Genomic DNA, 9,800 nt, shown 5'->3' on the forward strand with positions numbered 1-9,800 from the left:
CGCCCCTCATGAATGGCCACAGGTTGGGCAATTGGACTGCTTGGCGATCGCCATCTCCTCCCACGAGCCGTCGAGCGCGTCGTAGGTCAAGAGCCGGCCGCTGAGCGAGCGGCCGACGCCCAGGATCTCCTTAACCACTTCTGTCGCCTGCAGCGCGCCCAGGGTGCCGGCGAGCGCGCCCAGCACGCCCGCCTGCGCGCAGCTCGGCACGGCATCCTCCGACGGCGCCTCGGGGAAGACGCAGCGCAGGCAGGGATGGCCCGCGCCGTGCCATGCCTTGTAGGTCGAGATCTGGCCGTCGAAGCGCAGGATCGCGGCAGCGACCAGCGGCTTCCTGAGGCGATAGCAGGTGTCGTTCAGCAGGTAGCGGGTGGCGAAGTTGTCGCTGCCGTCGGCGACGATGTCGTATTCCGCCACCAGCCGCTCGGCGTTGGCCGCCGTCAGCCGCTCGTTGTGTGCGTGGACGGCGACCTCGGGATTGATCGCCGCCAGGGCCCGCGCGGCGCTCGCGACCTTGGCCACGCCGATGTCGCCGGTGCGATGGATGACCTGGCGCTGCAGGTTGGAGAGATCGACCGTATCGTCGTCGACCACGCCCAGGGTGCCGATGCCCGCGGCGGCAAGATATTGCAGCAGGGGCGCGCCAAGCCCGCCGGCACCCAGCACCAGCACCTTGGCCGCGATCAGACGCGATTGGCCCACGCCGCCGATCTCGGCCAGCACGATATGCCGTGCGTACCGTCTGATCTGCATTTCCGTCATGTCGGGCAGACTCATGGTCCGCTTATAGCATGGGTGATACGTACACCGATGACCACGACCGCCGAGCCGCCCTCCACAAAGACCCGCCCGACCCTGACGCCCATGCTGCTGGCGGTGCTGGCGCTGCTGTCGTCGTTCACGCCGCTTTCCATCGATATGTACCTGCCGGCCTTGCCGGTGATCGCCGTCGATCTGCACGGCACGGTCGGCGATATCCAGCTCACCCTCTCGGCCTTCATGATCGCCTTCGGCTTCGGCCAGATCTTCTACGGTCCGGCGGGCGACCGGTTCGGCCGGCGGCCGGTCATCCTGAGCGGCATCGCGATCTATGTCGTGGCCTCGATCGGCTGCGCCTTCGCCGCGGAAGCGGGGCATCTGGTGCTGCTGCGCTTCCTGCAGGGCCTGTCGGCCTGCGGCGGCGTGGTGCTGGCCCGCACCATGGTGCGCGACCTCGCCGAGAAGGACCAGGCGGCGCGCGCCATGTCGCTGATGATGGCCTGCACCTCGATCGCGCCGATGCTGGCGCCGCTGATCGGCGGCCAGATCCTGTGGTTCCTGGGCTGGCGTGCGATCTTCTGGACCCTGGCGGGGATCGGCGTATTCGCTCTCGTGGCGGCGTATTTCCGCCTGCCCGAGACGCTGCGACCCGAATACCGCCAGCCGCTGGTCCTGACCTCGATCCTCAAGCGCTTCGGCGAGCTGCTGCGGCATCGCGCCTTTATGGGCTACGCCTTCACCACCTCCTTCATGTTCTCCGCCCTGCTGTCGTTCCTCTCGGGCTCGCCCTTCGTCTTCATCGAGAGGTATGGCGTGGCGCCGCGCGACTACGGCCTGATCTTCGGCGGCATGATCGTGTTCATGACCATCGGCAGCCTGCTCAACGCCAGATTCGTGCGCGTTTTCGGGGCCGGCACCATCCTGCGCTACGCCGTGATCGTGCCGGCGATCTCGGGGTCGGCCGCGCTCATCCTCGGCCTGATCGAGGCACGCTACGGCACCATCGGCATGTGGCCGTTCCTGCTCTGCTTCGGGCCGCAGATCGCCACCATCAGCCTGATCGGCCCCAACGCCATGGCGATGGCGCTGCAGCGCTACCCGCATATGGCGGGCACCGCCTCGTCGCTGATGGGCGTCATGCAATTCGGCCTCGGCGCGGTATTCGGCGCTATCGTCGGCCAGACCTTCGATGGCACGATTGCCCCCATGACCACCGCCATGGGCATCGCCGGCATCCTCTGCCTCGTCAGCAACTGGTTGCTCGTCGGCAAGCGCGGTTGATGCCGCGACTGACGCCGACCCTGCTCGGCCTGCTGGCGCTGCTGTCGGCCTTCACGCCGCTCAGCATCGACATGTACCTGCCGGCGCTGCCGGTGATCGCGACCGAGCTCAGGGCCAGCGCCGGCGACATCCAGCTCACGCTGTCGGCCTTCCTGCTCGCCTTCGGCTTCGGCCAGATCTTCTACGGGCCGTCGGGCGACCGCTTCGGCCGCCGCCCGGTGATCCTCACCGGGCTCGCGAGCTACATCCTCGCCAGCATCGGCTGCGCCTTCGCCGCCGAAGCGGGCCACCTCGTGGCGCTGCGCCTGCTGCAGGGGCTGGCGGCGTGCGGCGGCGTGGTGCTGGCCCGCACCATGGTCCGCGATCTGGCCGAGAAGGACCAGGCGGCGCGGGCGATGTCGCTGATGCACGCCTGCAGCTCGATCGCGCCGATGCTGGCGCCGCTGATCGGCGGCCAGGTGCTGTGGTTCTTCGGCTGGCGCGCGATCTTCTGGGTGCTGGCGGGTATCGGCGTCATCGCCTGGACGCTGGCGTATATCCGCCTGCCCGAAACCCTGCGGCCGGAGTATCGCCAGCCGCTGCATCTCGGCGCGGTGCTGAAGCGCTACGGCGAGCTGGTGCGGCATCGCGCCTTCATGGGCTACGCACTGACCGGCGGCTTCCAGTTCGCCGCGCTATTCTCCTTCCTGTCGGGCTCGCCGTTCGTGTTCATCGAGCGCTACGGCATCGCGCCGCGCCTCTACGGCGTGATCTTCGCCGTCCAGGTGGTGTTCCTGACGGCCGGCAGCCTGGCCAACGCGCGCTTCGTGCCGAGGGTCGGCGCCGACCGCATGCTGCGTCGGGCCGTCATCGTGCCGGCCCTCGCCGGGCCGGCGATGCTGGTGATGGGCCTGATCGAGGCGCGCACCGGCGCGATCGGCCTGTGGCCGTTCCTGCCGCTGTTCGTGCTGCAGATCGCCGCCAACAGCTTCGTCGGCGCCAACGCCATGGCGCTGGCGCTGCAGCGCTACCCGCACATGGCGGGCACCGCCTCGTCGCTGATGGGGGTGATGCAGTTCGGCCTGGGCGCGCTGTTCGGCACGATCGTCGGTCAGGCCTTCGCCGGCAGTACCGTGCCCATGACGACGGCGATGGGTGTGGCCGGTTTGCTCTGCTTCATGAGCAACCGCCTGCTGGTCGGCCGCAGCGGCTAGTGGCGGTCCGCGCGCAGGCCGGCAACGAGGTCCTCCACCGGCCTCTCATCGCTGTCGTCGACGCCGAGAATAGGTCCTGGCCGCATCCTCGAAGTAGTAGGCGTGCTCGTCGCCGGCCAGCTCGGCGAGCAGCAGCGGCACGGCCCGCCGGTCGCCGCGCCATGTAAGACCATGCAGCGCCTCGCCCCGCGTCATGGCATCGTTGTCCGACATCGCACGCTTGAGCAGCGCCGCGCGGATTTCGGGGGTGTCGAAGAGGGTTGCCGCGCCGAGCGTCGTCGTCGCCCAATCGCGCGCTCCGTCATGGGGATCATCCATCAGCCGAAGCAGCACTGGAACCGCCTCCGGAAGCGTCGTGCCCAGCAGTGAAAAGGCCACGCCCTTGCGGATCGTCGGTTCCGGATGGGTTTCGAACGGCAGCAGATGCGGATCGCAACGGTGATTGCCGAGATGGCCGAGGCCATAGAGGGCAGTGATCAGCACGTCTTCGTCGGAATCGTGCAGCAGGGCGATCAGGGCGTCGCAGCATTCCTCCGGGAAGGTCCCTCGGGCGTGCCGGGCTGGCCCAGGACGCAGGCGGCAACCGATCGCCATCCAGAATCGAGTGAGCCGCAGAGGGTCAGGGCCGTGCCCAGCACCTCGCGCGTGCCGCGGCCTTGCAACTCGACGGTCGCCGGGCAGGGGCTATCGAAATCGTCGTCCTGCAGCTCGGTGAAGGCCGCCGCCAAGAGCGCCGAGATCGACCAGGTCTCGTGCATGGCTCACCGCCTGAGGTCGATCACCAGCAGGTCGCCGTTGTCGTTGCCGGCGGCGAGAGCGAAGCCGTCGGGCGACCAGGCGAGGCAGCTCACCGCCGCGCCGTCGGCCATCTTCAGCACCGCCGAGCGGCGGGTCTTGATGTCGCCGAGCTGCAGCTCGCCCGAATCGTAGCCGCCGACCACGAATTCCGCCGCGGGGTGCGCGGCGACCACGGTGATCAGGCCGGCGCCCTCGTCGCCGAACTGCAGCGGCGGCTTGCCTTCGGGGCCCTTGCCGGCGAACGGCCAGGCAGTGAAGACCGGCTGCGCCGAGGTGTAGAGCCAGCGCGCATCGGCCGACCACGACAGCGACTTCACCTTGGCGGGATAGCCCTGCATGCGCATGTCGCTCGACTGGGCGACGCGCCAGACATGGATGTCGTTCTCCTGCGTGCCGGTGGCGATGAACTTGCCGTCGGTGCTCCACTTCAGCGCGACATGGCTGCCCTGCCAGCCGAGCTTGCGCGGCGGCAGGGTCACCTGGCCGATGCTCCACACGGTGATGCCGCCGTAATGCGCGGCGGCGATGCGGCTGCCGTCCTTGCTGAAGTCGATCGCCGCGACCGTGCTCGGGTGCGGCCCGAACTCGCGGACCTCGCCCGCCTTGTCGACCACCACCGCCATCTTGCCGACCGAGGCCGCGAAGGTGCCGTTGCTGCGATGGGCGGCGAGCTTGTCGATCCACTTGCCCTTCTGGTTGACGATCTCGGTGGTGCCGCCGTCGGGCGCGATGCGCAGCAGGCGGCCGTCGTCGCCGCCGCTCAGGAAGCCGTCGCCCATCGGATCGGCGATCAGCGACAGCACCGCGCCTTTGTGGGCAGATTCCGGCGCCGCGCCGGCGACTTCCGTCACGTCTGCCGGCAACAGGCGCACGCGGCCGTCGCCCAATGCGAAGGCGACCGTCTTGCCGTCACGGCTGAAGGCGCAGGCGGCAGCCGGTGCGTCGGCCGCGACCGCGCGGGAGGACGGCAGCCGCGACCGCCACTCCGGATTGCCGAGATCGATCTTGCTCACTTCAGGCAGTCTTCGAAGCCGCGCTTCAGGTTCTCGGCGTCGAGGCTGCGGCCGATGAAAACGAGCTTGCTCGAGCGCTTCTCGCCCTCCTTCCACGGCGTGCCCCAGTCGGCGTCCATCATCATGTGCACGCCCTGGAAGACGTAGCGGCGGGGCGCGCCGTCGATCGCCAGGATGCCCTTGCTGCGCAGGATGTCCTGGCCCCTGAGCTGCAGCAGCGCGCCCATCCACTTCTGGAACTTGTCGGGATCGACCGGCCGGTCGCTGCTGAAGCTGAGGCTCGCCACCTCGTCGCCATGGTCGTGGTCGTGGCCGTGATGCAGGAAGTCGGGCTCGAACTCGAGAATGCGCTTCAGATCGAACGCGCCCTTGTCGAGGATGGCGTCGAGCTCGATCTTGCTCTTCTGGGTGCGATGGATGCGGGCGTAGCGGTTGATCGACGTGATCTTGGCCTCGACCTTCGCGAGGTCGTCCTCGCTCACCAGGTCGGTCTTGTTGAGCAGGATCACATCGGCGAAGGCGACCTGCTCCTCCGCCTCGTCGCCCTGCTCGAGCTGGCCGAGGAAATGCTTGGCGTCGACCACCGTCACGATGGCATCGAGCCGGGTCCGCGCCTTGACGTCGTCGTCGGTGAAGAAGGTCTGCGCCACCGGGCCGGGATCGGCGAGGCCGGTGGTCTCGACCAGGATGCCGTCGAACTTGTCCTTGCGCTTCATCAGGCCTTCGATGATGCGGATCAGGTCGCCGCGCACGGTGCAGCAGATGCAGCCGTTGTTCATCTCGAAGACTTCCTCGTCGGCGTTCACCACGAGGTCGTTGTCGACGCCGAGCTCGCCGAACTCGTTGACGATCACGGCGTACTTCTTGCCGTGCTGCTCGCTCAGAATCCGGTTGAGCAGCGTGGTCTTTCCGGCACCGAGATAGCCGGTGAGCACGGTGACGGGAACTTGGGCCGGTGCAGCGGAAGGGGCCATGGGAATCCTCGAAATTTGGCCCTTGAGATAGGGGCTTCGCCGGGGGCGCGCAACTCCGAGCTTCCTTCGGCCGCGGCCGAACAGTCCCGGGGCCGGTCCGTGCTAGCAGGGCCGATGTCCCGGCTCTTCTACGGCTGGCGCATCGTCGGCGTGTGCCTGATCGCCGCCGTATTCGCCAATGCGCTCGGCCTGTTCGGTGCCGGCGTCTATCTGCATGCGCTGGTCGAATCGCGCGGCTGGCCGACCGGCCTGGTCTCGGGCGCGATCACGGTGTTCTACGTCACCAGCGCGCTGCTGCTGATCCCGGTCGGCAGCGTGATCGGTCGCGCCGGCCCGCGGCCGATCTTCACGCTGGGCGGAACGGCGCTCGCGCTGGGCGTCGCCGCGATCGGCCACGTGACGGCGCCCTGGCAGGCCTATGCGGTGTTCCTGGTGATGGGCATCGGCTGGGCCTGCCTGTCGACGACGGCGGTGGCGACCACGCTCGCGCCGTGGTTCGAGCGCTTCCAGGGCCGCGCCGTGTCGATCGCGTCGCTGGGCGCCAGCGTCGGCGGCATGGCGGGCACGCCGGTCTTGCTGTTCGGCATCGACCGTGCGGGCTTCCCGGCAACCACAGCGGTCGCCGCCATCGCATCGTTCGTCGTGCTGGTGCCGCTTGCGCTGTTCGTGATGAAGCGTCGGCCGCAGGATCTCGGCCTGTTCCCCGACGGTGCCGCGGCCGCACGCGTGGCGACGACCGGCGCGGCGCCGCTGTGGAATCGGCGCGACGCGCTGCGCACCGCCGCGCTGCGCAGTGTCACCCTGGGCTTCGGCATCGGCATGATGGTGCAGGTGGGCTTCGTCACGCATCAGGTGACCCTGCTGTCGCCGATGCTCGGGGCGGGCAGCACGTCGGCCACCGTCGCGGCGACGGCGATCACGGCGCTGTGCAGCCGCTTGATGCTGGCGCGCTTCGCCGACCAGATCAGCGCACGCCTCACCGCCTCGGTCATGATGGTGATTGCCGCCGGATCGCTGGCGATGCAGGCCTTGGTTCCGGGACCGGCGGTGCTGGTGGCCGGCAGCGTGCTGATGGGCCTGACCATCGGCAACATCACGACGCTGTCGCCGATCATCGTGCGCCGCGAATTCGGCGCGGCGTCCTTCGGCGCGGTCTACGGCATCGCCTCCTGCATCATCCAGCTCGCGACCGGCCTCGGCCCGAGCTTCTACGGCCTGCTGCACGACGCCTTCGCCGGCTATCGCGTGCCGCTGCTGCTGGCCGCGGCGGTCGATCTCATCGCGGCTGCAGTGGTCGTGACCGGTGGAGGCAAGACCGTGCGTCGATGACGGCCGAAGCGCGTGTGCATCCTTGGCCGGGGCGCTACCATGAAGCCGCTTCAGGGAGGAGGCGGCACATGATCCGGCGCGTTTTCGCGACCCTTGTGGCGTGTGTGATGGCGTACCTGGCTCTTTCGGCAAGCGCGCTGGCACAGGACAAGCTTGGCGTCATCATCCTGCATGGCAAGCAAGGCACGCCGACCGGCAACCAGGGCCTGAGCGTGATCGCCTCGAACCTGCAGGCGGCGGGGCACAAGGTGGTCCAGCCGGCGGCGCCGTGGGGCCGCGGTGCCTGGGAGACCATCAACGTCACGGTCGAGGAGGCGCTGACCCAACTCGACGGCTACGCCGCGCAACTGCGCGCGCAGGGCGCGACGCGCATCGTCGTGATCGGCCACAGCCTCGGCGCCTGCGTCGGCCTCGCCTATGCCGTCGAGCGCGGCAATCTCGCGGGTCTGGTGATGCTCGCGCCGGGTCACAATCCGGCCGGCCGCTATCGTAGCAACGACAAGGCGCGCAAGGACATCGACCACGCCCGCGCGCTGGTCGAGCAGGGCAAGGGCAAGGAGACGATGACCGGCAGCGACGCCAACCAGGGTTCGAACATCACCATGTCGGTGCGCGCGGCGGTCTATTACTCGTGGCAGAACCCGGCCGGCCTCGCCTCGATGCCCCATGAAGCGCCGCGTCTGCCCGCCTCGACGCCGCTGCTGATGGTGGTCGGCGAGAAGGACCCGATGCACGACCGCGCCGAAGGGCCGATCTACAAGCCTGCCGCCAAGAACCCGTACAGCCGGTACGTGACCAACGGCGCCAGCCACTTCGAGACGCCGATGGCCGCTGCGAAGGTGACGACCGACTGGGTGCTTGGACTTCCGCGGTAGATTCATCGGCCCTAAGAGATTACGGCCGCTCGCCGCGGATCAGCTTCGGGAGATCGCCGGACAGGCCCATGGCGTGGCGGGCGAAGAAGCGGCGCAGCGGCGGCACGCGGTGCACGGCGGCGAGGCCGATGTCGCGCACCAGCCTGAGCGGCTTGATGTCGTTGGAGAACAGCCGGTTCAGGATGTCGGTCGCGGCGACCATCGTGAGGTTGTCGGTGCGCCGCCAGCTTGCATAGCGCTCGAGCGTGTCCGATGCCCCGATGTCGAGACCGAGCCGCTTGGCATCGACCAGCACCTCGACCAATGCGGCGACGTCGCGGACGCCGAGATTGTAGCCCTGGCCCGCGATCGGATGGATGCCGTGCGCGGCGTCGCCGACCAGCACCATGCGCTCGTCGACGTAGCGCTCGGCATGGACCAGGCCCAGCGGGAACCACCAGCGCGGGCCGACCGGCTCGACGGGACCGAGATGGTCGCCGAAGCGGCGCGCGAACTCGGCCTGGAAGCGCGGCGCGTCGAGCTCGAGCAGGCGCTTGGCGATGCTCGCCTTCTCCGTCCAGACGATCGAGGAGCGATGCTCGCCCCCTTTCCCGTCACTTGGCTCGCTGTCGGTCATCGGCAGGATGGCGAACGGCCCGCCGGGCAGGAACTTCTCCTGCGCCACGCCGCGATGCGGCTGCTCATGGCGTGCCACCAGCACGATCGCGATCTGATCGTACGACCAGGCGCGCGCGCCGATGCCCGCATCCTCGCGCATGGTGCCGAAGCGGCCCTCGGCCGAGGCGACGAGACGCGCCGCGATGCTGCGGCCGCTCTTCAGCGCGATCATGACCTTGTCGGGGCTGCGCGCCGTGTCGAGTGCCTCGTCGGGCGCCACCAGCTCGACCTTGGGGCAGGCCTGCAAGCGGCGCAGCAGCGCGGCACGCAGGAAGCGGTTCTCGACGATCCAGCCCATCGGCGCGGCATCGTGCTCGTCTTCGGCCGCTTCGCGATGGTCGAAGTGCAGGAAGAGCGGGCTGGCGCGGCCGTCGTGGCCGGCGTCGGAGATGCGGATGTCGAGGATCGGCTCGGCGCGGCTCGCGAGGTCGCCCCACACGCCCAGCGCCTTGAACAGCTTCTGGCTGGTGTTGGCGATCGCGGTGGTGCGGCCGTCGAAGCCCGCCTCGGTCAGCGATTGCAGCGGCACCCGGTCGACCAGCGCCGTGTGCAGGCCCGACTCGCCCGCGGCCAGCGCCAGCAGGCTGCCGTTCAAGCCGGCACCGATGACGGCGATGTCGAAGCGCTGGCTGTCGGACCCGGGCGACATGCGCCCTACATGGCAGCCGAAGGGCCGGGCGGCAAGTGAGCCGCCCGGCCCTCCAAGAAGTCCTAGAACGTCTTGCTGACGGAGAAGACGACGCGGTCCTCGCAGTTGAGGGTATTGAGGCAGCCGGCCTGGTCGATGTTGGTGCCGATATAGGCCAGCGTCAGGTCGACGCCGTAGACGGTGACGGTTGCGCCGAGCTGCCAGTCCCAATAGTCGTTGTTGGGGATGCCGTAGTTGACGTTGCGCTCGACATACTGGCTGCCGATGGTGCC

Annotated in this window: 11 protein-coding genes; 4 read left to right on the forward strand and 7 right to left on the reverse strand. The window is 68.9% G+C overall.

All coding sequences use genetic code 11. The features are described 5' to 3' along the window. Nucleotides 1-6 precede the first annotated feature (6 nt). Nucleotides 7-777, reverse strand: a complete 771-nt coding sequence (gene moeB / locus J0J01_RS30875) for a molybdopterin-synthase adenylyltransferase MoeB (RefSeq protein WP_296387475.1) — start codon at nucleotides 775-777, stop codon at nucleotides 7-9. A gap of 33 nt (nucleotides 778-810) precedes the next feature. Here moeB and J0J01_RS30880 point away from each other — a divergent pair, with 33 nt between their 5' ends. Together J0J01_RS30880 and J0J01_RS30885 are read left to right on the forward strand one after the other, a co-directional pair. Further along, entirely contained in the window at nucleotides 811-2,040 is a 1,230-nt protein-coding gene (locus tag J0J01_RS30880; protein WP_296387476.1) for a Bcr/CflA family multidrug efflux MFS transporter, read from the forward strand. Further along, complete coding sequence (locus J0J01_RS30885; RefSeq protein ID WP_296387477.1) at nucleotides 2,040-3,233, forward strand: Bcr/CflA family multidrug efflux MFS transporter; 1,194 nt, start codon at nucleotides 2,040-2,042, stop codon at nucleotides 3,231-3,233. The genes J0J01_RS30880 and J0J01_RS30885 overlap by 1 nt, the downstream gene beginning before the upstream one ends. Before the next feature lie 45 nt (nucleotides 3,234-3,278). Here the strand turns inward: J0J01_RS30885 and J0J01_RS30890 are convergent, their stop codons facing one another. Genes J0J01_RS30890 through J0J01_RS30905 form a run of 4 tightly spaced genes read right to left on the reverse strand, consistent with a single transcriptional unit; the run spans nucleotide 3,279 to nucleotide 6,018 of the window. Next, nucleotides 3,279-3,716 (reverse strand): HEAT repeat domain-containing protein, encoded by a 438-nt coding sequence (locus tag J0J01_RS30890; protein WP_296387478.1) that lies wholly within the window; start codon nucleotides 3,714-3,716, stop codon nucleotides 3,279-3,281. A 29-nt stretch (nucleotides 3,717-3,745) separates the two neighbouring features. Beyond that, entirely contained in the window at nucleotides 3,746-3,991 is a 246-nt protein-coding gene (locus J0J01_RS30895; RefSeq protein ID WP_296387479.1) for a hypothetical protein, read from the reverse strand. A 3-nt stretch (nucleotides 3,992-3,994) separates the two neighbouring features. Next, the gene (locus J0J01_RS30900) at nucleotides 3,995-5,044 is read right to left on the reverse strand and encodes a WD40 repeat domain-containing protein (RefSeq protein ID WP_296387480.1); all 1,050 of its coding nucleotides are present in this window, start codon (nucleotides 5,042-5,044) and stop codon (nucleotides 3,995-3,997) included. Continuing rightward, entirely contained in the window at nucleotides 5,041-6,018 is a 978-nt protein-coding gene (locus J0J01_RS30905; RefSeq protein WP_296387481.1) for a GTP-binding protein, read from the reverse strand. Before J0J01_RS30905 ends, J0J01_RS30900 begins: the two co-directional genes overlap by 4 nt. Nucleotides 6,019-6,132: 114 nt before the next feature. Between J0J01_RS30905 and J0J01_RS30910 the strand changes: the two genes are divergently transcribed. Then, the gene (locus tag J0J01_RS30910) at nucleotides 6,133-7,347 is read left to right on the forward strand and encodes an MFS transporter (protein WP_296387482.1); all 1,215 of its coding nucleotides are present in this window, start codon (nucleotides 6,133-6,135) and stop codon (nucleotides 7,345-7,347) included. 68 nt (nucleotides 7,348-7,415) lie between these two features. Beyond that, on the forward strand, nucleotides 7,416-8,222 hold the full coding sequence (locus J0J01_RS30915) for an alpha/beta hydrolase (RefSeq protein ID WP_296387483.1): 807 nt from the start codon (nucleotides 7,416-7,418) through the stop codon (nucleotides 8,220-8,222). A 19-nt stretch (nucleotides 8,223-8,241) separates the two neighbouring features. On the opposite strand, the gene J0J01_RS30920 is transcribed toward J0J01_RS30915, so the two are convergent. Together J0J01_RS30920 and J0J01_RS30925 are read right to left on the reverse strand one after the other, a co-directional pair. Beyond that, complete coding sequence (locus J0J01_RS30920; RefSeq protein ID WP_296387484.1) at nucleotides 8,242-9,528, reverse strand: UbiH/UbiF/VisC/COQ6 family ubiquinone biosynthesis hydroxylase; 1,287 nt, start codon at nucleotides 9,526-9,528, stop codon at nucleotides 8,242-8,244. A 62-nt stretch (nucleotides 9,529-9,590) separates the two neighbouring features. Further along, nucleotides 9,591-9,800 (reverse strand): TorF family putative porin (locus tag J0J01_RS30925; RefSeq protein ID WP_296387328.1); only part of this gene is annotated, 210 nt, incomplete at its 5' end.

It is taken from the genome of Reyranella sp. (assembly GCF_017305915.1).
In the GTDB taxonomy this organism is placed as follows: domain Bacteria; phylum Pseudomonadota; class Alphaproteobacteria; order Reyranellales; family Reyranellaceae; genus Reyranella.

Bases quoted from the DNA above. Each gene is read 5' to 3' on its own strand.
- J0J01_RS30915 (WP_296387483.1), top strand. From the start codon at position 7,416: ATGATCCGGCGCGTTTTCGCGACCCTTGTGGCGTGTGTGATGGCGTAC.
- J0J01_RS30920 (WP_296387484.1), bottom strand. From the start codon at position 9,528: ATGTCGCCCGGGTCCGACAGCCAGCGCTTCGACATCGCCGTCATCGGT.
- J0J01_RS30885 (WP_296387477.1), top strand. From the start codon at position 2,040: ATGCCGCGACTGACGCCGACCCTGCTCGGCCTGCTGGCGCTGCTGTCG.
- J0J01_RS30905 (WP_296387481.1), bottom strand. From the start codon at position 6,018: ATGGCCCCTTCCGCTGCACCGGCCCAAGTTCCCGTCACCGTGCTCACC.
- moeB (WP_296387475.1), bottom strand. From the start codon at position 777: ATGAGTCTGCCCGACATGACGGAAATGCAGATCAGACGGTACGCACGG.
- J0J01_RS30895 (WP_296387479.1), bottom strand. From the start codon at position 3,991: ATGCACGAGACCTGGTCGATCTCGGCGCTCTTGGCGGCGGCCTTCACC.
- J0J01_RS30910 (WP_296387482.1), top strand. From the start codon at position 6,133: ATGTCCCGGCTCTTCTACGGCTGGCGCATCGTCGGCGTGTGCCTGATC.
- J0J01_RS30880 (WP_296387476.1), top strand. From the start codon at position 811: ATGACCACGACCGCCGAGCCGCCCTCCACAAAGACCCGCCCGACCCTG.